The following is a 23,854-nucleotide window of genomic DNA, read 5'->3' on the forward strand; positions in this document are numbered from 1 at the left end:
ATTAATTTTATTCACTTGTGACGCGGTTAATTTCTTGCAATGAGGTAATGCCTTGCATCACCTTTTTTAAACCTGAGCGTCTTAAATTATTAAATCCTGCCTTTTCTGATGCTGATGCGATTTGTAAAGCATTGCCATCCTCCATAATAATCTTAGAGATTTCAGGCGTGACTTTCATTACTTCATAAATACCGACACGACCTTTGTAGCCTTCACGGCATTCTGAACATCCCACAGGTTGGAAAATTTGCAACTCTGGATCTGCCAAGTCTTGTTCAGTGAAGCCAAGCTCTAAAAGACTTTGTTTGGGGATCTCTATAGGTGCTTTGCAATGCGAGCATAAACGACGGGCTAAGCGTTGTGCAATCACAAGATTGACCGAAGTAGCGATATTGAAAGAGGGAACCCCCATATTGCGTAGACGTGTCAGGGTTTCAGGTGCGCTATTGGTATGGAGCGTGGACATTACCATGTGACCTGTTTGTGCTGCCTTAATGGCAATTTCAGCAGTCTCTAGGTCACGAATCTCACCCACCATGATAATGTCTGGATCTTGTCGTAAGAATGCTTTAAGTGCAGCAGAGAAAGTTAGTCCAGTTTTGGTATTGACGTTAACCTGATTAATCCCTTCTAAGTTAATTTCCACAGGATCTTCGGCGGTAGAAATATTGGTATCTTCGGTATTGAGAATGTTGAGACCTGTATAGAGCGATACGGTTTTACCAGAACCCGTTGGACCAGTAATTAAAAGCATACCTTGAGGTTTATCCAATGCCTCTAGGAATAATGCCTTTTGTTCTTCTTCATAGCCTAAGGCTTCAATTCCGAGCATGGCACTCGATGGATCAAGAATACGGAGTACCAGCTTTTCGCCAAATAGGGTAGGCAGTGAGTTGACACGAAAGTCAATCGCTTTGGTTTTAGAGAGTTTGAGCTTGATACGGCCATCTTGAGGCATCCGTTTTTCTGAAATGTCCATTTGTGACATGACTTTTAAGCGGGAAGCAAGTCGCGTTGCAAGCTGTAAAGGAGGATTGGCGATTTGCCGTAAGACCCCGTCTACGCGATAGCGAACCCGATACATCTTTTCATAAGGTTCAAAATGTAAGTCGGAAGCGCCCATGCGAATGGCATCAATTAATAACTTATTGATATATTTTACAATTGGTGCTTCTTCACCCTGTGGCGTTTCATCATCACTTTGTTGAGTCTCTGGCGTTACATCCAGATCCAGATCAAAATCTTCATTATCACCAAAGTCAAAGCTCTCGGTATCGCCAAACTGCTGTTCGATCAGTTTTTCAAGTTTACTGTGTTCAACGATAATCGGTTCAATATTGAGCTTGGTGTTAAAGCGAATCGCATCAAGCGCGTCAATATTGGTAGGATTGCTCGTCGCGACATAAAGGATCTGCCCTCGTTGGATGAGGGGAGCCACCCGATGCTTTTGAATTAATTTGCTGTCAGCCAGCTCACGAGGCAATAATGCAGTATCGAATACGGCTAAATCAAAAATAGGTTCGCCGAACTCAGCTGAGATCGACTCTGCAATTATCAATTGCGAGATACGATGATGTTCAATTAAATATCCAACAATATCTTGTTGTGTTTTTTTTGCCGTATCGATTGCAGTTTGCATTGTCGATGCAGACATATGACCATCTTCGACCAACCGTCGAATAAACCCCGAAAATTTTGGAGACGTATGTAATCCTGACATCTGTCCGCCTTATATCAAAATGTTTATAATATGTATCTTAAAAATTATACTTTTGTTATGCAAAAATACTACTAGAGAAAGTGTCGTTTTTGACTTGATTCATTGCTAAAACTTTGAACTGATCGAGTTTTTTGTCAATTAATTTTCTTTATTGTTGCGTTACTCACAACACGATAAAAAAGCCAAACCTAAAAATTGCGTGTTATCTCTGAGATTCGCCATTAGAAATGTGTTTAATGAATCGGCTCCTTTTGTTAGGTGGAAAGGGGATTTTGCTCTGATTTAAATTTAAACAATAGAAAAAAACTGAATTTTATAAAAATCCGTGTAAAATATGCAGCATTTTTGAGAAATTAACATTAAGGTAGGCGAAGTATGTCGAGCTCGACTATTACCCCATGGGTTGTCGGTAATTGGAAAATGAATCCAATGCATGCGAATGCTGTCCAATTAGTACAAGAATTTAAGCAGTTATTACAACAGCAAGAAATTGATTCTACAAAATGTCATATCGGCGTTGCACCGATTGCAATCGCATTAACTCAAATTCAAACTCAGTTAAAAGATGCTGCTAGACCGATATACACAGTAGCACAAGATGTTTCTCGTGTAGCAGGGACAGGTGCTTATACGGGTGAGGTGAGTGCTGAACTTTTAAAAGATAGCGCGATTGAATTCGTGTTGGTCGGTCACTCCGAGCGTCGTGAAATATTTGGTGATGATGTTGCAATTTTAAAAGCAAAGTTACAAAACGCTTTAAACGCGGGCTTAACCGTGATTTATTGTGTGGGTGAAAGTTTGGAGCAACGTGAGCAAGGGCTTGCTGAGCAAGTTGTATTGCAACAAATCTGTGATATCGCCCCTGTTGTGCAAGCAGAACAGTGGAAAAATGTTGTGATTGCTTATGAGCCGATTTGGGCGATTGGTACGGGTAAAACTGCTTCACCAGCAGATGCGCAAGCCATGCACGCTAAAATTCGTGAAGGTTTAAAACAGATCACCTCATGGGGTGCCAATATTGCAATCCTATATGGTGGTAGTGTAAAAGCAGAAAATGCGGTTGAGCTTGCGGCTTGCCCAGATATAGACGGTGCTTTAGTGGGTGGTGCATCTTTAAATGCGCAGTCTTTTTACCAAATTGCAAAAGCATTTGCACAAAGCAAATAACGAGGAATAGAGATGTATAGTTTTATACTCGTTGTACACATTATTTTAGCAATTTTGATTATTGCTTTGGTCTTAGTACAACAAGGTAAAGGTGCTGAAGCAGGAGCATCATTTGGTGGTGGCGGTGCAGCAACCGTATTTGGAGCTTCTGGCGCTGGAAACTTCTTGACACGTTTGACTGCAATTTTTACGGCTATATTTTTTGTGACCAGCCTTTCATTGGCTGTGATGGCGAAGAAAAGCACGACGGATGCTTATAGCTTAAAAACTGTTCAAAGTTCTAGTGCAACTCCAGCAGCATCGACTGAAACTTCATCAAATGCACCGAAAACGACTGAATAAGTCGAATTAGCACTTTCCTTTTTTCAATTAAAGGAATAGAATGCGTCCCACAAAGAAAGCTGCGGTGGTGGTGGAATTGGTAGACACGCTACCTTGAGGTGGTAGTGCTTTCGGGCGTGGGGGTTCAAGTCCCCCCTTCCGCACCAAGCTTAATAACCAGTAAGTTTGGTGTATGCAGTGATTTGTTGATGCGGGATGGAGCAGTCTGGTAGCTCGTCGGGCTCATAACCCGAAGGTCGTTGGTTCAAATCCAGCTCCCGCTACCATTTGATTAAGGTGCAACTTAATCAAGCAATGGTGAAGAAAACTCAAATTGACTTTTTTTCATAATTGTATATAATTTTGCACGTTGATGCGGGATGGAGCAGTCTGGTAGCTCGTCGGGCTCATAACCCGAAGGTCGTTGGTTCAAATCCAGCTCCCGCTACCAAGTTTCTAAAAAGAGGCTCACAATAAGGTGGGCCTTTTTGCACAGTGGACTTCTGTTTTCTGTGTAACATAGGGGCGGTTACGCCCTTTTTTATTGGTTGTTTAGCTATCGTGTAGTGTCGATATGAGCCGGATACGGCGCAAGATCAAATTATCGTGTTCACTATACGGTTATTGATTGGCTCGCATGAGAGCAACGAGAGTAAATGAAACTATCAAATAAATCTCAAGCACTATTTGATCTAATCGCACCAGCGGTTGCTGCCTGTGATGTAGATTTGTGGGGAATTGAATTTCTGCCACAAGGTAAACGCTCATTACTACGCATTTATATCGATAAAGCCATCGATGAGAATGCAGAACCAGTTCTGAATGAAGATGGTGAAGTTGAAGAAGGTCGAGGTATTGGTGTTCAGGATTGTGTACTTGTGACACAACAAGTGGGTGCAATGCTGGATGTACATGATCCGATTTCAGGTGAATATGCATTAGAAGTTTCTTCACCAGGTTGGGATCGTCCATTCTTTCAGTTGTCACAAATGTCTGGGTATATTGGACAACAAGTTGCTTTACGATTAATTGCTGCTGTCGAAAACCGTCGTAAATTCCAAGCGAAATTACTTTCTGTTGATCTGGAAAATGAAATGATTCAGGTCGAAGTAGAGGGTGGTCAAGTGCTTGAAATTGATAGTCATAATATTGATAAAGCAAATTTAATCTATCAAGACTAATATTAACTTAATTTTATAAGAAATCGGTAGGTGACTTATGGGCCGTGAAATTCTTACCGTCGCAGAGACGGTTAGTAATGAAAAAGGTGTTAGTCGTGAGGCGATCTTCCAAGCATTAGAGCAAGCCCTAGTTGCAGCGACGAAGAAAAAGTTTTACGAAAATACACATGCAGAAGAAGCGCAACTCCGCGTTGAGATTGACCGTAAAACTGGTGACTACCGTACATTCCGTCAGTGGACTGTGGTAGCAGATGAAGATCATGAAATGCCTGCATGCCAAGATGCAATTTCTGATGTAGATCCTGCACAGTGGTCGATTGGTGATGTACGTGAGCTTGAAGTTGAGTCGATTGAGTTCGGTCGTATTGCTGCACAAATTGCAAAACAAGTGATTGTACAAAAAATTCGTGAAGCTGAACGTGCATTGGTTGCTGATGCGTATGAGTCAAAAGTTGGCGAATTGATTTATGGTGAAGTGAAAAAGCAAACTAAAGATGGCTTTATCATTGATCTTGGTGACAATGCTGAAGCGTATTTGGCACGTGAAGAAACGATTCACAAAGAAATCTTGCGTCCTAAGCAGCGTATCAATGCGATTTTATATAATGTAAATCGTGAAGGTCGTGGTGCACAGTTGTTATTGTCGCGTGCTCGTCCTGAAATGCTGATTGCGTTGATGAAAAAAGAAATTCCAGAAATTTCTGAAGAGATCATTGAAATCAAGGCAGCTGCACGTCAACCAGGTGTACGTGCTAAAATTGCTGTCAAAACCAATGATCACCGTATTGATCCAGTGGGTGCATGTATTGGTATGCGTGGTACTCGTATTCAAGCGGTACAGCAAGAACTCAATGGCGAGCGTATTGATGTGGTGGTGTGGTCTGACGACCCAGCGCAGTATATTGCAAGTGCATTAGAGCCAGCTGATGTATCTGGTATTGTGCTTGATGAAGACGCACGTAGTGCGGATATCATTTTCGCGACCAATGATCAGTTAGCGCGTGCGATTGGTTCGCAAGGTCAAAATGTTCGTTTAGCATCTGAGTTAACGGGTTATAAGCTCGACATGATGTTAGAAGAAGAGTATCGTGCTCGTCAGCAAAATGAAGCACAGCAATATCTTGATATGTTTGTTTCACGTTTAGATATTGAAGAAGACTTGGCAATGGCATTGGTTGAAATGGGCTTCACTTCATTAGAAGAGATTGCTTATGTGCCAGCAGAAACATTTGATGAGATTGAGCTTGATGCCGATCTAGTTGAATTATTGCAGAGTCGTGCGAAAGAAGCTGCTTTAACGGATGCGTTGAAACAGCAAGAAAATATTCAAGAGCCAAGCGCAGAACTTCTCGGTATGGATGGTATGACCACTGAGATTGCATATGCATTGGCGGCACGTGGTGTGATTACAGTTGATGACTTGGCTGACCAAGCAACTGACGATATTTCTGATATCGAAGGTTTGGGGCATGACAAAGCGGGTCAATTGATTATGAAAGCACGTGAATCATGGTTTAACTAGGAGATTATAGATGACGGACAAGTCGATTCAAGAGTTAGCACTCAGCGTAGAACGTCCTGTAGAGAAACTCCTAGAGCAGGTTCGCGAGGCAGGTCTACCACAGCGTAAAGCAGATGACATTATTACCACTGAACAGCAAGATACTTTAGTCAATTATTTGAAAAAAGTTCATGGTCAAGAAAGTGGTAACACAGGAAAGATCGCGTTGAAACGTAAAACAACGAGTACTGCTAAAGTAACCAGTACATCGGGTAAAGCAAAAAGCATTAATGTTGAAGTTCGTAAGAAGCAAGTTTTTGCAAAGCCAAATCCAGAATTAATTGCTGCAGAAGCAAAAGCGCGCGCAGAAGCGGAAGCAAAAGCACGCGTAGAACAGAGTTCACGTGCAGAAGCTGAACAAAAAGCGCGTAATCAAGCTGAACAGAAAGCCAATGCAACGCTAGAAGCAATGCGTGCGGCACACACTTCTGATAGCGCTACACAAGCGCCTGCTAAAACTGCAGTCGTTGTGAAAAAGCGTAACAGCGATAAAGTAATTAAAGCACCTGTTGTGAAACCAACAGAAACTGCAGAGCAAAAGAAAGCACGTGAAGAACAGGCTGCTCAGTTAAAAGCGACTGAAGAAGCAGTACGTCGCAAAGCGGCTGAAGAAGCTCAACAGCGTACACTTGAACAGATGCGTAAAATGGCATCGAAATATTCAAGTGATGATGCAACGACTACGATTCGTGTGATTGATGACTCACCATTGGCAGCTGGTCTTGTAGGTCAGGCTTATGAAGATTCCTTTAATCAAGAAGACCGTGAAATCAAACGTGGTGGCGCGAGCAACACACGTGGTCAGAAGAAAGGTGGTCGTAATAACCAAGAAGAGCAAAGCTTTAACCGTACACATCACAAACGTGGCTTAAAAACCAGTCAGTCAAACAAACATGGTTTTGAAAAACCGGTTAAGAAACAAGTTTATGATGTGGAAATTGGTTCAACGATTGTTGTGGCTGATTTAGCACAGAAAATGGCGGTTAAAGTCCGCGAAGTCATCAAGATGCTCATGAAAATGGGTGAGCTTGTCACTCAGAACCAATCGATTGACCAAGATACAGCAGTATTGGTGGTTGAAGAGTTAGGCCATAACCCAATTCTAGTTTCTGATACACAAGCAGAGGATAACTTGCTTGAAGCTGCTGAAGAAGCGCGTGGCGAGCAAACCACTCGTCCTCCAGTCGTCACCATCATGGGTCACGTTGACCATGGTAAAACGTCATTATTGGATCGTATCCGTCGTTCTAAAGTGGCAGCGGGCGAAGCAGGTGGTATTACGCAGCATATCGGTGCTTATCATGTTGAAACTGAGAAAGGCATTATTACTTTCTTAGATACTCCAGGACACGCAGCATTTACCTCTATGCGTTCTCGTGGTGCCAAAGCGACTGATATCGTTGTACTTGTTGTAGCTGCGGATGATGGTGTGATGCCACAAACTGCTGAAGCTATTGATCATGCGCGTGCTGCAGGTACGCCGATCATTGTTGCAATCAACAAGATGGATAAAGAGTCAGCTGATCCAGATCGCGTGTTAAATGAATTGACCACCAAAGGTATCGTACCTGAAGAGTGGGGCGGTGATGTTCCAATCGCTAAAGTATCAGCACACTCAGGTCAAGGTATTGATGAATTACTTGATTTGATCTTGATTCAATCTGAGTTGATGGAGCTTAAAGCTTCTGCAGAAGGTGCGGCACAAGGTGTTGTCATCGAAGCGCGTGTTGACAAAGGTCGCGGTGCAGTGACCTCGATTCTTGTACAAAACGGTACATTGAACATTGGTGATCTTGTATTGGCTGGTTCATCTTATGGTCGTGTACGTGCGATGTCTGATGAAAATGGTCAACGTATCACGACAGCTGGACCATCTATTCCTGTTGAAATCTTAGGTTTACCAGAAGCGCCAATGGCGGGTGATGAAGTTCTTGTCGTGAACGATGAGAAGAAAGCTCGTGAAGTTGCTGATGCGCGTGCTGACCGTGAGCGTCAAAAACGTCTTGAGCGTGCAAGCGCAATGCGTTTAGAAAACATCATGGCATCGATGGGCAAGAAAGATGTTCCAACCGTGAATGTTGTACTTAAAACTGATGTACGTGGTACTTTAGAAGCATTGCATGTTGCACTTGATGAACTTTCTACTGATGAAGTGAAAGTACGCGTAATCGGTTCAGGTGTTGGTGCGATTACTGAGTCTGATGTGACGCTTGCTGAATCATCTGAAGCTGTGTTATTAGGCTTTAACGTACGTGCAGATAACACAGCACGTCAGAAGTCTGATCAAGATGGTATTGATATTCGTTACTACAGCATTATTTATCAATTGATTGATGACGTAAAAGCGGCAATGAGCGGTAAGCTTGCTCCTGAACATCGTGAAACGATCTTGGGTGTTGCGCAAGTACGTGAAGTGTTCCGTTCAAGTAAGTTTGGTGCAGCAGCAGGCTGTATGGTGATGGAAGGTGTGATTCACCGTAACAAGCCAATCCGTGTCTTACGTGATGACGTGGTTGTGTTCCAAGGTGAACTTGAGTCTCTACGTCGTTATAAGGACGTGGTTGAAGAAGTTCGTGCTGGTATGGAATGTGGTCTTGCTGTAAAAGGTTATAACGACATCAAAGAACTCGATAAGATCGAGGTTTATGATGTCCAATTGGTTAAACGGAGTCTTTAATGGCGGGTAGCCAACGCTTAAAGCGCATGGCGGATTCGGTACAACGTGAGTTGTCTGAGCTGATCCGTCAAGAGCTTAAAGATCCACGTCTGGGTGGTCTAGTGACCATCTCAGCCGTGAAAGTTAGTGCTGATATGGGATATGCTGAAGTTTATGTGACCGTAATGGGGCGTGAACTTGGCGATGATCAAAGTGAAGCGGCGAATAAAGAAACTTTAGATGTATTGAATAAAGCATCTGGTTTCTTGCGTCATGAGTTGAGTCGTCGTATTAAAACCCGTATCACACCTCGCTTGCGTTTTCACTACGACAAAACCAATGCTTATGGCAATTATATGTTTGGTTTGATTGCTGAAGCTGTCAAGGATTTGCCTGAACAAGAGCAAGATAAAGAATAAGTTTAAAAAGCCACCTTCGGGTGGCTTTTTAATACATGAGGTTTTTAGGATGATTAGTAGATTCTATCTTTTAGAAATTTAAAAAATAATTAAAGAGAACAAGTACTCACTTAAAAGAAATTTTGCTAGTTAAATCAAAAATATATACAGACTGATTTGTATGAAAAAGAAGCAAGTCAGCGTAAAATATTGTAGACGAAAAACTGAAATAAAAATTTAAAATGCATATTCATTTTACCATTGAAGATAACGAAAAGTTGATTGGGGAAGGACCAATTCAAGTGGGTTGGTTTTTAACAGAGGACAGAGCATCCATTCTGTATGAACCACCTTATCGGATGCGTTCGCAGTCACAGACCAAACATGCCAAGTCAGCAAGCCGTTGTCCTGCGGTATTGCAGTTGGAAAGTCGTTATTTTGTTATTAATTGCCCATTTGACTTCCATCTGCGTTTTGCACGAGATGCACAAGGCAAGCCGACCTTAGTGAATGTCTTGGGGGATCAGTCGCCTATACGTGCCAATAAATTACGAGAGCTGCTCACAATTGTCAATGAGAATGAATGGCGTACGCCTCAAGTCCCAATCTTACAACTGAAACTTCCATATTGCTTTATTGCAGATGAAGTGGTGTACATCACTCAATTGGATGCTTTTGGGCATTACCGCAAGAATCCGCTACCAGGCACAATATTTGGTGGACGTTTTCCGATTCATATTTGGCCACGACCACTAATGTGGGCATTTGAATGGTATGACACTTCAAAGGATTTAATTCTAAAACGGGGTGAACCTTTATTTTACTGTCAGTTTGATGGTTACGATCCATCACACACGATAAAACTGCTACAGGCTGAGAAAACACCTGAACTTATGCACTATATGGATCAAATTTCAGGTGTGGTGAATTATGTGAATCAAACTTTTAGTTTGTTTAATGAAGTAGAAAAAATAAGACCTAAAAAATTATTAAAAATGGATAAATAATAATGATGAATATAAAAAACTACAGGCCATCAAAAGGTTTTATATGGGCTTTACTTTTAATCTTTTTTACAGCTTGGCTAGTATATAAATGTGTTCCTTTAACGGAGAAGAGACAGGATGCTCGTATTCATTCATTGATGGAACGGCAAAGGATGAGGCTAGCTCAAGAGTTCGACTCATATACATCAGAAGATTTTGCTAGATTACCAAAATTTGACTCTCGAAAATATGCTCTATTAAAGCGTAATGGTCGTTTTTGGTTAATACCTAGAGAATATTATGGTGCTAATGGGTTTACCATTAGAGTTAGAGATATTAATAAGCTAATGAAAAAAAAATGGAAAGATAATGCTGTGGAGCAAGCAGTATTTAGAATATTTATGTACTCACCTCAGTATTATTATGGTGATGTAAATACATTTAACCACAATTCATGCAATTCTGAAATAGGTCGATTTAAATGGAGTGGAGTTCTTATTGAAATTTACAATGCTCATTTTATTAATGTTACAGATGAGCAATATTTAGATGTTTGTTTAACTACATTAAAAATTTTAAAAGAAGAAATAAAGGAAATACATTATGTCAACTAAACTAAGCCAAGTACATATGGATCAAATTGCTGCTATGCGTCTACAGGCAGAAAATGGGCAAATTGGTTATTGGCGAATTTATCAAACTTTAGCCAATTTATTACAAACTAATTATGGCTATGAATCAACCAATCCAACAGTACTTTGGTTGAGAGGGGCAACAGAAGCCAATGTTGGGCGTGGTTCGATGTCTGAACTTATTCGTGTGTATAGTAGCACTCAGGCAATGTTACGTTATGGAGAAACAGTCTCTGAAAGTTTAATGCAACAGGCATCAGATGAAGTAGCTAAAAATCTATTAAAGAACCTTTTTGGTGAAGAAAAAATAGAAACTTATGCAGTCATACCTGAAATTGATGAAATTGCCGAAAAAGATGCAACCGCAGTTGGAAAAATTTTATTTAATCGTGATCCAAATGATACTGCTGCTGAGTTAGGGGCTAACTCAGCATGGTCAGGAGCACTACTTTTTACCCAGCTGACCAGTGATCAAAGTTATCGTTTAATGAGTAAAGGAGATAAACCTTTAGTAGTAGATTCCCTCAATGACTGGCGCGATGTGCTATATGCGTATGTCAGCTATGAAGCAGGTTTTAAAGCAGCAGCAACAGAGTTTTTAAAAAATGTAATTATTGATGAAACAATAGGGAGTAATCAAACGGCAAAGGATATTGCCATTTTAGGACAAACTTTTTATGGTTATGTTGTGGGAGAGAAAACATTTATTGATTATCTTTCTACTTTGGTAACAGGAACAGATAATCAAAAATTATTATCTTCATTTGGTTTAATTAATAGTGTTGGTGTAAATCGTTTTCTTGATATGTTAATGGGTGCTGTATTAGGAAAATCAATTATAGGAACAACGAATGATGATAACTTTTTTGCGAATGCAAGAGCATTTTTTCAAAGCTCAATTTTAGATTTAGAAACACAATCTTTAAACCAATCAAGTCTATCCGAATTAATCACTTTAGCAAAAACAAACGCCAATGTTCGTTCTGCTCTCAGTGCTCTTTCAATGGTATCAGTCGAAACAAGTTCAGCAGTCCAAAGCAAATTTGGACTATATAATCCATTAACAGAACAAGGTGAAATTACTGAACAGTGGATAGAGGATAGGGCCAAGGCATTATTAACTATAAGAAATTATTGGATAACAGGAACAACAATTGGTTCACCTTTACCAGATCAAAACTGGTTGATTGAAGATATAAGTACAGGAATAAAAGTGGTTAAAATGGGAGCAAATCTCAGTATCCCACAAAACTCCTTTATATTTGGTACAGATGGCAATGACAGTAATATACGTGGAGGTGATGGAAAAGATCATATTTATGGTGGTCGAGGCAATGACGAACTCTATGGTGGCAAAGGTAACGACTATTTAGAAGGCGGAGCAGGTAGTGATGAACTCTATGGTGGAGATGATCACGACAAACTCATGGGAATGGATGGGATTGACTATTTATATGGCGGAGCAGGAAACGACATATTATATGGCGGAGCGGAAAATGATGAATTGCATGGAGGTGATGGCAATGACTACTTACATGGCGGTTCAGATAATGATTTATTAAATGGTGGTAAAGGTAACGACTATTTAGAAGGCGGAGCAGGTAGTGATGAACTCTATGGTGGAGATGATCACGACAAACTCATGGGAATGGATGGGATTGACTATTTATATGGCGGAGTAGGAAACGACATATTATATGGCGGAGCGGAAAATGATGAATTGCATGGAGGTGATGGCAATGACTACTTACATGGCGGTTCAGATAATGATTTATTAAATGGTGGTAATGGCAACGATATTCTCGTTGGCGGAGAAGGCTGGTTACATGCTGATGGCGGTGATGGCAATGACATTATTTATGCTGATCAAAATAATATTAATTTATCGCCAGATGAACTTAATGGTGGAAGTGGCAATGATATTATCTATGCTGGTGCAGGATTAGCTACAATCAAAGGCGGTGAGGGGAATGACCTTGTTTATGGCGGGCAAAGCGCTGATATTATTCAGGGTGGTGCTGGCATAAATATTCTAGAGGGAAAAGGTGGCTTAGATATATATAAATTTGATTTTTTATCTGGTTCTGGAAATGAAACAAGTCTTATTATAGATGGTTTGGGTAAAATATTAATAAACTCAAAACAACTCATTACTGGTGAATATGATCATGAGATTAAGGCATGGCGAAGTCAGGATGGCCAATATATTATAAGAAAACTGGGTGAAGAAGATAATAAGAAAATAATAAGCATCCACAAGGACGGTGATGAGAAAAATACAATTTATATAGATGGTTGGAAAAATAATGGAGATATGGGATTAATTTTTAGTAATATCCTAACTAGTCCTGATCCATCCTTAGAAAATTTACCAATCTTAACAGGTGGAAATAATATTGCCTATAACCAAAATAAGGTTAATGGTGGGGCGGGTAATGACTATATCAGTGGAAGTACGACATATGATGCCGACATACTTTTGGGAGGGGCTGGTAAGGACTATATTACTGGTGGTGATGGAGATGACTTTATTGATGGAGGGGATGATGCAGATATTATTATGGGGGGAGCAGGAAAAGATATTATTTACGGAGGGGAGGGAAATGATTTAATCCTCAGTGCCGGAAATGGGGCAATTCGTGCAAGTGTCATTGCCAGTCAATATAACTTAGATGCTGAGTATATCTTGCAGTCTGTCAATAGAGAGTGGCAGCTTGACTTTAACTATGAACCAATCTATAGCGAAGAATCAAAATCATATATTTATTACTATGGAACATCGTTACTTCCACATATCAATCTTTCGGCAACGATTAATAATAAACGGGTTGAATTAGGGACTGTTTTAGCTTTATTGCCAGAAAAAGATGAGGGTGGTGAGTTAGGTACGGATATTGTCTATGGTGGAGCGGGTCAGGATTTTATTTTTGGTTCAGGCAGTGTTGACCAACTTTATGGTGGAACAGAGAGTGATTATCTCTTGGGTATGGGGGGGAGTGATTATCTGTATGGTGGTGCAGGTGTAGATTATTTGTATGGTGGGGCTGGCCGTGACTATCTTTATGGTGGAGCCGATAATGATACCATAATGGGTGGGTATGAGTCAGATGTCATCTATGGTGGAGATGGGGAAGATAACATCATTGGTGATCTACCGAATCTAATTGGAACCAATGGACCTCCAAAATCGGCTGATTCATCTCGCTATGGTGATGACCTGATTTATGGTGGAAAAGGTGGGGACACAATTCGGGGCAATGGTGGAAATGACATCATTTATGGTGGGGATGATGGCGACTTTGTGTATGGTGGGGATGGCAATGATATCCTCTTTGGTGATCAAGGAAAAGACCACATAGATGGTGGGATTGGAGATGATATTCTGTTTGGTGGAACTGAGGATGATAAGCTCTATGGTAAAGAAAATAATGATATTCTATTTGGTGGCAGTGGAGTAGATCACTTATATGGTGGTGATGGAGATGATATCCTGTATGGCGATACAGGCGATGATTTCCTTTATGGTGGTCGTGGTTCAGATTTATATGTTTTTTCAATTGGTGATGGAAAAGATACCATTGTAGAAGAGGTCTCAGATTTAGCTGCACTCAATTATCAAAATTTTATTTATTTTACATTTGATCCAAGCCAAACTCGTGCTGTTATTCGTGATGGTTTTAACTTGGTGATCAAATATGGCATAGACGATCAAGTAACGGTCAGAGATTATTATAAAGTCAGAAATACCAGTAAAAATACTTATCTAGAAAATCAAGAATTATTTGAACAGATTGAAATCTCGCAAGTACGCTTTGAAGATGGAACAGTCTGGGATACTGATCAAATCATGCAAATGGCACCCCCTCCAGAAGACAATGAGTTACCGCCTGAACCTTTGGAAAACGTGGCTTATTTTGTAGATGCGCTTGTAACCAGAGATTATATTGCCGCACAAGGAAAGGAAATTCTCACATTTACTTTTCCTGTAAATAGTGCTTCAGGTAGCCAACCTTTTTATATCCAGCAAATGCAAGCCATAGAAAGTGCGCTTAATAAATTTGCTCAAGTCCTCAATATCACATTTGTAGCATCAGAAACAGGTGCAGGCGATCTTAGATTTTATTTAGATGATCTTTCGGATGTCGATGCGGGCGCAGCAGCAGGTTATGCCAGTGCATACAATGGGCAAATACACTTAAACTCTGCTTACTTTGACACTGCAAACTCATTTGATGAAGGCCAATATGGTTTTGAAGTCTTACTGCATGAGATTGGACATGCTTTGGGGCTGGAACATCCATTTGAGGCACCAGTATTGCCAGAATTGGAGAATACCCAGAATAATACGATTATGTCGTATAGCTCTAATGGAATAAATGATACAGAATTAAAAATTTATGATATTGCAGCATTACACTATTTGCATGGGGTCAATAAAAATATACGTGCAGAAAATAATAGTTATACCTTTGCCGATAAGTATATTTGGGATGGCAATGGAATAGATACTTTTGATGCTTCACAACAGGTCGAAAATGTCTATCTGGATCTGAATGCTGGTGGCTGGAGTTATATCGGTCAAAAGAACCAAAGTATTTTGGTGGATGGGCAAAGCTTTATCGGTTATGGCACCACGATAGAGAATGCAATAAGTGGGACAGGTGATGATACACTAGTTTCAAATGAAACAAATAATATATTACAAGGTGGTTTAGGATGGGATACTTATATTTTTAATGAAAACTTTGGACAAGATGAAATTATAGAGATCAATACAGAGAATATTATAAAGTTCAACTTTGGCCTTGATGAAAGCTATTTATTTTATAGAGAGGGGAGAATTCATTATAAGGATAATATAATCAAGGTTGATATAGATAAGATTTCATTGTTTGAGATCAATCATAAAAACTACAGTTTGGAAGAATTTAAGAGTAAATTCTTAAGTTTAGATGGAAATTATATTGGAACAAATGGTGATGATATTATTGAAATCAATCTTGGAAATAACAGGATTTATGGAGAGGGAGGTAATGATAAAATCTATGGGGGAATCGGTGATGATAGGCTTTATGGTGGTACTGGACATGATGAGCTTTATGGTGGTGCTGGACATGATTTATTAGATGGAGGCGAAGGAGATGATATTCTGGATGGTGGAAATGGAGAAAATATCTTTGTTTTTGGGTTGAATTATGGTCATGATCTTATTAGATACTCCAGTGAGAAAAATAAGGTACAGCTTATAAATTTAAATCCAGAGGATGTTAGTGCTCATAGGCAGGATAATGACTTACTGATAAAAACTAAGAGTAGCAATGATAGTTTAATACTGGAGCGCTATTTTAGTGATATTAATACAGTCATAAGGAAAGACTATCTCGAGTTCCAGAATAGTGTGATTTGGGAAAAGGAAGACATTAAGCAACAGGTACTCAAGCCGACCAAAAATGATGATGTAATTGTTGGATTTTATGGTGAAAAACATACACTTTATGGGTTGGCTGGAAATGACTATATAATTGGTCATAATCAGAATGATCATTTATATGGTGGAGATGGTGATGATATTTTAGAAGGCGATGGTGGAAATGATTATCTGGACGGAGGTGCCGACAATGATCATCTCTATGGTGGAGCTGGGAATGATATTTTAATTGGTGGCGAGGGAAATGATACTCTATATGGTGGTGGTGGAAGTGATATTTATATCTTTGATTCAGGTTTTGGGCAGGATCGAATCATTGATGCCAAAGTAGGTGGGGAAACAGGTCAGGTTATTTTTAACCAAATAGATATAGATGATATTCAATTTGTAAGGGATAAAAATGAATCCAGAAATTTACTGATAAAAATTAAAAACACAACAGATGTCCTAACTGTAGAATCATTCTTCTCTTCTGATCCTTATTCATATACCAATACATCCCATTCTATTGACTTATTTAATATTACTCAAAACAATTTGTTATTAAACTTTAATGATATTGTCAATATTGTTAAAAATGGAACTATGCAAAGTGATGTTATTTATATCAGGGGAGAACATAATTATATTATAGATACACTTGCAGGAAATGATTATATTAATGCAGTTGATGGGCAATATGAGATTTATGCTGGCGATGGTGATGATGATATTGAAGTGCAAAACGCCTCAAACTCTCGTCTCTATGGTGGCGAGGGTAATGATTCCCTTAGTGTAGGAGGACATTATGCAGAAATCTATGGAGGGCGTGGTGATGACCAGCTCAGGGTCCAGGCAGGTGATCATCATGTACTCTATGGTGGTCTAGGCTATGATAATTATAGTATTGCAGATGGTTCTAAGAACACTTTAATACATGATGAAGATTATCAAGGTAAGATTAATCTATCGATGGTTCCATTTTATGCTGTAAGAGCAGGGGGTCATATCAGTGACTTTGTGTATCCACTCAGTGGAAATTTTGAATATGAAGTAAATAATATTAAATATTATAGCTTTACTAAGAATACAACAAGAAATGTAACGATCGAATATGATGCATATTTGGGTGAAGTAAAGTTTGTTTTAGATGAAGATTCATCGGGTTATAGTAATATATATGGTGAGGCACGAACTAAATATAGTTCGGGTGATGTTTTGTTTTATTTTAAAGATATTTATAACTATCAAGATTTTGAAAATATTAAGAAATTAGATGTGTTTATTAATAATAGTCAAAACCTTAAGGTAAATTATAGCGGTGGTAGTGGTTACCAGTTTCTAAGTACGACATTGTCCATTGCAGATATTTTTGATCAGGGAGTGGTCAAGTCAGTCTATGGTGCTGGAAATGACATTATTTATGGTGTAACCGCACATCATTTTGATGGAGACCATATTTATGCGGGTGCTGGTGATGACCAGATCTATACTGGTTCTGGGGCAAGTCGTGTATATGGTGAAGAAGGCAATGACTACATTGTAGTCACAGATACTACTGCTGTGGATGAAGTTTATGGTGGTAGTGATGATGATATCATCTATAACTACGATCCAAATGATGATGATCAAGATATCAAGTTAAACTATTCTGGAGATAAAATCTATGGTGGTGAGGGTAATGATACGATTCATATCAGCTATCAATCTGCCACAGTTTATGGTGGTTTAGGCAACGATACAATCTTTGCCAGTAATGTAGCTACTGATATGTATGGTGGAGTTGGTCAAGACCTTTATATTGGTGGATTAGCCGATGATCGATATTATTATAGTGTTGGAGATGGTTTTGATATTATCAATCAAACTGGTGGCGGTAGTGATGTTATACATTTGTCAGGTATAAATCTTCATAATGTGGAATTTGTTAAGGAGCATGATGATCTTATTTTGATATTCAACAATGATTCTGAGAGTGGAATTCTTATCAAAGATCATTATCTCGGTGGAGAAAATGCCATCGATGGTATTAAATTTGAAGATAGTAATACCATCATAAATGCTTCTGATATCGTGAATATTATTAGACTGCGCTCATATAATGGATTATATGATCAGATTATTGAAGGTACGGTTTCATCAGAAACATTATATGGTACATCACAGAATGATTTGATAGAAAGTTTTGATGGTAACGATACCATCTGGGCAAAGGCAGGAAACGACCGCATAGAAGGTGGTGCAGGTAATGATTATCTAGATGGTGGTATCGGTGATGACCATATGTATGGTGGTTCAGGGAATGATACATTGATCGGTGGTTTAGGTAATGATTATTTAGATGGTGGTGCTGGTGATGATAAATACTTTTATTATTTATCAGATGGTGTAGATATTATCGATCAAACTGGGGGTGGTCATGATGTGCTTTGGTTAATGGACCATGGTATTACGCATGATCGGATCAGTTTTTCTAAAAAAAATGATGATCTGATAGTCATGATTGATAATAATCCAGATCAATATGTTCGAGTTAAAGATCATTTTCTTGGTGGTGAAAAAGCCATTGCGGCAGTACAGCCAAATGGTGGATATACGATTACAGCTGCACAGATTGCAGCAATATTGAATCAAGCAACACAGCCTGAGCCTGAAAATCCTGATCCAACTGAACCAGAAACATCAAATGTCGCAGGGGATACAACGTATCATTATACAACAGGTGAACTCACGATTACTGAGCAATCGGGGAATGATAAGGTTGTCTTTAAAAGTGGCATTACTTTTAGTCAAGTTGGTAATTACCTGAATAAATCGGGTAATGACCTTATACTTAAAGTGAATGGTAGCAATACTAACAAAGTGACGGTGAAAAATTTCTTCTTGGGTGGAGATCATTTAGTCGAAACATTCCAGTTTGAAACAGGTGGGCAACTAACAGCAGAACAAATCTTCGGGGCATTTGGATTAACCATTCCACCAACACCAACTGAACCAAAAAATCCGGAACCTCCAGTTACTGAAAACCCAGAAGTTATAGGGAATACTACATATAACTATACAACTGGAACTTTAACCATCACTGAACATTCAGGTAATGACAAAGTAATCTTTAAAAATGGCATTACTTTTAGCCAGGTTGGAAATTATTTAACTAAATCAGGCGATGATCTGATCCTAAAAATCAATGGCAGTAATACCAATAAAGTTACTGTGAAAAATTTCTTCCTTGCTAGTAATTATCTAGTTGAAAACTTTGAGTTTGAAACGGGCGGTAATTTAACGGCAGAGCAGGTTTTTGGGGCGTTTGGTTTAACATTGCCATCTACAGGTGGAGTAAATCAGGATTCCAGTGAGGTCACAGGTGACACTGTCTATAACTACACAACAGGTGATTTAACCATCACTGAACAATCAGGCAATGACAAGGTCATCTTTAAAAATGGTATTACCTTTAATCAGGTAGGAAGTTATTTAACTAAATCAGGTGATGATTTAATCCTTAAAGTGAATGGTAGTAATACTAACAAAGTCACAGTAAAGAACTTCTTCTTAGGTGGGCAATATTTAGTAGAAACATTCCAGTTTGAAACTGGTGGGCAAATTACAGCTGAACAAATCTTTGGTGCATTTGGAATGACGGTGCCACAACAAAGCTCATCAGCAAATGTACCACCTGAATCAACTGATTTAGACGCTTTTAATACCACCTATAATTATAGTTCTGGTGTGATGTTCATTAATGAAAAGTTAGGAACAGATCAAGTAATCTTTGGAAATGGAATTACCTTTAGTCAAGTTGGTAACTATCTAACGAAATCTGGTGATGATCTAATTTTAAAAGTGAATGGCAGTAATACCAATAAAGTCACAGTTAAAGATTTCTTCTTGGGCGGTGCGCATGAGGTTGAGTCTTTTAGCTTTGAGACAGGCGGTAGTATTACTTCAGATCAAATTTATCAGGTATTTGTGATTGATCGTCCTGTCAATGCTGAGGATGAAGTCGCCAATATTGTAATGGGTGATTCAGGTGATAACGTGCTGAGTAGTGATGCGGCGGTGAGTGAATTATTCATCTTAAACGGGGGCAATGATATTCTTGAATTGTTGCTCAATGCTTCAGGTGAAATTGCTGTGGATTATGTAGCTGACTTTGATATGGCGGAAGACCAGATTGATTTGTCGCAAATATTGGACAGGCATGCAACTAGTTCCAATCTTTCCAATTATATCGAAATTATTTATGACACTGTTGCTAAAACGAATACATGGAATGTTCGTAGTGAAGCGAATGGAGATTATCAGGAATTATTGGTAATGACCAATCAAAGCGAGCAAGTGTATTTACAGGACCTTATTAGTAATCAAAGTGTTATATATTAATAATCTGTTACGCTAAGTTCTAAAAATCTGAAATAAAAAGACCAACTATAGTTGGTCTTTTTAACTGAGGTTCTTTTGTAAAAGATTAATCTTTTTTACGGCGATAATGCTGCCAAGGAAGCGGGCGATTTAAGGCTTCAGGTACCTCACCACTATTTGAACGTAAGCGTAAATGGATCGCGGCTTGTGCCATTAAGTTGGCAGATACTGGTGCTGTGATAAATGCAAAGAAAGTAATCAGTAATTCAACAGAGCCGAAACGACCATGAGAAGCACCGAATGCTATTGCTGCAATTAAAAAACTACCTAAGCCTAATGTACTTGCTTTGGTTGGGGCGTGAAGTCGCATGAATAGATCTGGTAAACGAATCATACCAATTGACCCTACCAACATAAAAAATGCGCCAAATACCACAAAAAAAGAAATAATAATTTCTAAGCCAAGATGCATGATTTATCTCCTTAATCAATCACATGCCCAGTTGTGAAATAACGAGCAAGTGCCGCGGTAGAAACAAAACCAAGCATTGCAACCAAGAGAGCACCTTCAAAAAAGTTGGTGCTGGCCCAGTAAATTCCCAATAATACGATAAGACATGTCGCATTGAGGAATAAGGTATCGAGCGCAAGCAAACGATCAATCACAGAAGGACCTGCAATCAAGCGGATCAAACACATAAACATGGAAATGGTGATTGCAACCAAACCAATACCTAGCGCATACGGTAAAATAGTCATTTGCTCGCTCCCTCTGGTATCTTCGCGTTGAAGATTTCAATTAAAGGCATTTCATAGCGCTGTTTAATTTCTTGAACTACCACCTCAGTATCACCACAATTAAGGGCATGAACAAGAATATCACCACGTTCTTGATCGATTCCTGCAGAAACCGTACCTGGTGTCGTGGTGATAATCATCGCGAGTAAAGTGTTGACTTGTTCATGTTCAGTGTCTAAAGGAACACGATACCATTTGGGTTGCAATTTTTTCATTGGACCCAACACCATTCTTGCGACACGGAAATTTGAAATCACAATATCCCATAGCACCACAAAGAACAGTTTGATTGCTGCCCCAAACTGAATACGCGGGGTGTAGGCGATAAAAGGTCGCACCAACACTGGAATGATTACGGCTAATATGAATGCAAATGTAAGACTCGATATATGCACGCTATTTGCCAACATTAACCAACTGACAAAAACCAAGCACGAGACAAATGGATGTGGAAAACAACGATGAAGCAAATTAAGTTTTTGCATTAGTGTTCCTCCATTGGCTTGAGCTGGGCTTCATTTGGAATCGTAGGAGCTTCTAAAATCTGTTCAGCAATTTGACGTTGCTTATACTCAGAAATATGTTCGCCTTGTAAGCTGGCTTTTGAAATCACATCAGGGATGAGTATCGCATTGTGATCTTCAACTTCACCGCCATATTTTGTTTCAGGAATATAGCTTGGATCAAAAGGTTGTACGCTGATCGCGCGTCCTTGAGAATCCTTTTTCAAGATGGCTTCATTATAAAGTGCGTGGTCTTGAATTTGCTGTGCTGTCGCAACGGCATATTGCTGAATTGGTGAGGCAAATACCACATATGCCATCAAACCAGCGAGTAATAGATAAATGGCTTTATCATTACGGTTGGGTGCAACCTCTGGTAGTGCCAAATATTCAGCATGTGCAGGCTCTTTCGGGTTCTGTTCAGGTGCACTCGCACGCCAGAAAAGAATGAAACCTACACGGGTAAAGGCAATAATACTCAGTAAGCTCACGATCAATACGATGGCAATAATCCACGCTTGATAAGGACTTTCTGCTGTTGCTTGCAATATAAAAACTTTGCCTAAGAAACCACTAAATGGTGGTAGACCTGCCATCATTAGCGCAATCGTAAAGTAGGTAAATGCAGCCGCTTTTTCCTGTTTCATCTTTGGCGAGACTTTTAAGTGATCTTTGAATGCTCCTCGTTGAGAAGTGATCCAACCACAAAACAGGTAGAATGCAGCAGCAATTAACGTACTGTGAACAACATAGTACAATGCGGCTGACCATGCTTGCGTATTAAACATCGCAATTGCAATCAAGAGTGTACCAATTGACGACAGGACCATAAAGCCAACAAAGCGGCGTAAACGATCCGCGCCGAGCGCACCAATTACCCCATAAATCGAAGTAATTAGACCAATTACCATTAAACAGTTCTTAAAAATACTTTGTGCCATGGCATCATCAAAGACCGTGCCATTTACACGTAAAATGGCATAAATTCCGACTTTGGTCATGATGGTAAAGATCGCTGCAACAGGCGTGCTGGCAACAGCATAAGTTTTTGGTAGCCAAAATCCAACAGGAAGCATTGCGGCTTTAATTCCAAACACCACAAACAAGATTAAGCCACCAGCAATTGCCAGTTTATGTTGATCGCTATCTAAAGTTGACATCAGGCGACCAACATCCGCCATATTCAAACTTCCTACGCTGCCATAAATCATTCCTAAACCAACAAGGAAAAGGGCAGAGGCGAGTAAGTTGATTGTGACGTAATGAACACCGAGCTGAAAACGTTGACGACCTTGACCATGCAACAGGAGTACATACGACGCCATCAATAAAATTTCGAAGAAGACAAATAGGTTAAACAAGTCACCTGTTAAGAAGGCGCCTGAAATTCCCATAAGCAAGAAATGGAACATGGCATGGAAATAACGACCACGGGTATCCCAGTTTGCGCTGGCATACCACAGCACAGGTACAGCAAGTGCATAGGTCAACGCCAACATAAATGCGGATAAGCGATCAAGGACCAATACGATACCAAATGGTGCCGACCATTCACCCATCTGGTAAACGGTGATTTGTCCAGTATTGGCAATCACTAAATAACTTAGTGCTGTGATCAATCCTAAAATAACAGAAACCAGACTGATGCCACGTCGCCAAGGTTGTCGCCAATCTTGTTTTAAAGACCCTGAACCAGGATTGCCCAATATTAATAACAAAAAGCTCGTAAAAGCAGGAATTAAGATACTAAGAATTGGAGTATGAGTCTGCCAGAAGTGGTAGAAATCAAACATTATGGCTCATCCTCACGTGGTTCATAAGTCAAGGTCGCTTCTTCTTTGGAGTCAACATGATCTGATCCCGACTCATAGCGACTGCGTAAAGCAAGTTGCACAATAAATGCCGTTGTTGCAAAGCCAATCACAATCGCAGTGAGTACCAGAGCTTGAGGCAGAGGATCAGAAACTTTCGCTGTTTCAGTCAGCACGGCAGGTGCATTGACTTGGGTGCGCCCCATTGCAAATAAAAATAAATTAACGGCATAGCCAATCATGACCAGACCGAGAACCACAGGGAATGTTCTAGCACGAAGAATCAGGTAAATTCCGGTTGCAGTCAGTAAACCAATTCCAGAGGCAAGTAAAAATTCAATACTAAGCATA

15 protein-coding genes and 3 tRNA genes are annotated in these 23,854 nt (G+C 39.6%); 12 read left to right on the plus strand and 6 right to left on the minus strand.

Features of this window, described 5'->3' with window-relative positions; all coding sequences use genetic code 11:
- Window positions 1-7: 7 nt before the first annotated feature.
- Entirely contained in the window at window positions 8-1,720 is a 1,713-nt protein-coding gene (pilB, locus tag DK207_RS00680) for a type IV-A pilus assembly ATPase PilB (RefSeq protein ID WP_109439544.1), read from the minus strand.
- A 375-nt stretch (window positions 1,721-2,095) separates the two neighbouring features.
- On the opposite strand from pilB, the gene tpiA reads away from it, so the two are divergent.
- The 12 genes from tpiA (at window position 2,096) to DK207_RS00740 (ending at window position 20,412) form a co-directional block, all read left to right on the plus strand.
- Window positions 2,096-2,887: a triose-phosphate isomerase gene (tpiA, locus tag DK207_RS00685; protein WP_109439545.1), complete on the plus strand. Its 792-nt coding sequence runs from the start codon at window positions 2,096-2,098 to the stop codon at window positions 2,885-2,887.
- 12 nt (window positions 2,888-2,899) lie between these two features.
- A complete protein-coding gene (secG, locus tag DK207_RS00690) occupies window positions 2,900-3,229 on the plus strand; it encodes a preprotein translocase subunit SecG (protein ID WP_109439546.1) in 330 nt (109 codons plus the stop codon).
- Window positions 3,230-3,290: 61 nt separating this feature from the next.
- Window positions 3,291-3,375 (plus strand) — tRNA-Leu (locus DK207_RS00695).
- 43 nt (window positions 3,376-3,418) lie between these two features.
- Window positions 3,419-3,495, plus strand: a tRNA-Met gene (locus DK207_RS00700).
- 87 nt (window positions 3,496-3,582) lie between these two features.
- Window positions 3,583-3,659: transfer RNA gene (locus DK207_RS00705), tRNA-Met, on the plus strand.
- A 205-nt stretch (window positions 3,660-3,864) separates the two neighbouring features.
- Complete coding sequence (gene rimP, locus DK207_RS00710; RefSeq protein WP_005083847.1) at window positions 3,865-4,389, plus strand: ribosome maturation factor RimP; 525 nt, start codon at window positions 3,865-3,867, stop codon at window positions 4,387-4,389.
- A gap of 37 nt (window positions 4,390-4,426) precedes the next feature.
- Window positions 4,427-5,911, plus strand: coding sequence for a transcription termination factor NusA (gene nusA / locus DK207_RS00715; protein WP_004637688.1), 1,485 nt, complete (start codon window positions 4,427-4,429; stop codon window positions 5,909-5,911).
- Between the two features lie 10 nt (window positions 5,912-5,921).
- Window positions 5,922-8,627 carry a translation initiation factor IF-2 gene (infB, locus tag DK207_RS00720; protein WP_109439547.1) on the plus strand — a complete coding sequence of 902 codons (2,706 nt, stop codon included), beginning with the start codon at window positions 5,922-5,924 and terminating at the stop codon, window positions 8,625-8,627.
- Complete coding sequence (locus DK207_RS00725; RefSeq protein ID WP_004637691.1) at window positions 8,627-9,025, plus strand: ribosome-binding factor A; 399 nt, start codon at window positions 8,627-8,629, stop codon at window positions 9,023-9,025. The genes infB and DK207_RS00725 overlap by 1 nt, the downstream gene beginning before the upstream one ends.
- Before the next feature lie 221 nt (window positions 9,026-9,246).
- On the plus strand, window positions 9,247-10,011 hold the full coding sequence (locus DK207_RS00730) for a hypothetical protein (protein ID WP_109439548.1): 765 nt from the start codon (window positions 9,247-9,249) through the stop codon (window positions 10,009-10,011).
- Window positions 10,012-10,016: 5 nt separating this feature from the next.
- Entirely contained in the window at window positions 10,017-10,604 is a 588-nt protein-coding gene (locus DK207_RS00735; protein ID WP_109439673.1) for a hypothetical protein, read from the plus strand.
- Window positions 10,594-20,412, plus strand: coding sequence for a calcium-binding protein (locus DK207_RS00740; RefSeq protein WP_109439549.1), 9,819 nt, complete (start codon window positions 10,594-10,596; stop codon window positions 20,410-20,412). Before DK207_RS00735 ends, DK207_RS00740 begins: the two co-directional genes overlap by 11 nt.
- A gap of 85 nt (window positions 20,413-20,497) precedes the next feature.
- On the opposite strand, the gene DK207_RS00745 is transcribed toward DK207_RS00740, so the two are convergent.
- From DK207_RS00745 to DK207_RS00765, 5 genes are read right to left on the minus strand one after another with little or no spacing between them, the layout of a single operon-like run.
- Entirely contained in the window at window positions 20,498-20,863 is a 366-nt protein-coding gene (locus DK207_RS00745) for a Na+/H+ antiporter subunit G (protein ID WP_109439550.1), read from the minus strand.
- An 11-nt stretch (window positions 20,864-20,874) separates the two neighbouring features.
- Window positions 20,875-21,150, minus strand: coding sequence for a monovalent cation/H+ antiporter subunit F (locus DK207_RS00750; RefSeq protein ID WP_109439551.1), 276 nt, complete (start codon window positions 21,148-21,150; stop codon window positions 20,875-20,877).
- Window positions 21,147-21,674: a Na+/H+ antiporter subunit E gene (locus DK207_RS00755; protein WP_109439552.1), complete on the minus strand. Its 528-nt coding sequence runs from the start codon at window positions 21,672-21,674 to the stop codon at window positions 21,147-21,149. Before DK207_RS00755 ends, DK207_RS00750 begins: the two co-directional genes overlap by 4 nt.
- On the minus strand, window positions 21,674-23,485 hold the full coding sequence (locus DK207_RS00760; RefSeq protein ID WP_005088013.1) for a monovalent cation/H+ antiporter subunit D: 1,812 nt from the start codon (window positions 23,483-23,485) through the stop codon (window positions 21,674-21,676). Before DK207_RS00760 ends, DK207_RS00755 begins: the two co-directional genes overlap by 1 nt.
- A complete protein-coding gene (locus DK207_RS00765) occupies window positions 23,485-23,853 on the minus strand; it encodes a Na+/H+ antiporter subunit C (protein WP_109439553.1) in 369 nt (122 codons plus the stop codon). The genes DK207_RS00760 and DK207_RS00765 overlap by 1 nt, the downstream gene beginning before the upstream one ends.
- Window position 23,854: the final 1 nt, after the last annotated feature.

The organism is Acinetobacter haemolyticus (assembly GCF_900406815.1).
In the GTDB taxonomy this organism is placed as follows: domain Bacteria; phylum Pseudomonadota; class Gammaproteobacteria; order Pseudomonadales; family Moraxellaceae; genus Acinetobacter; species Acinetobacter haemolyticus_A.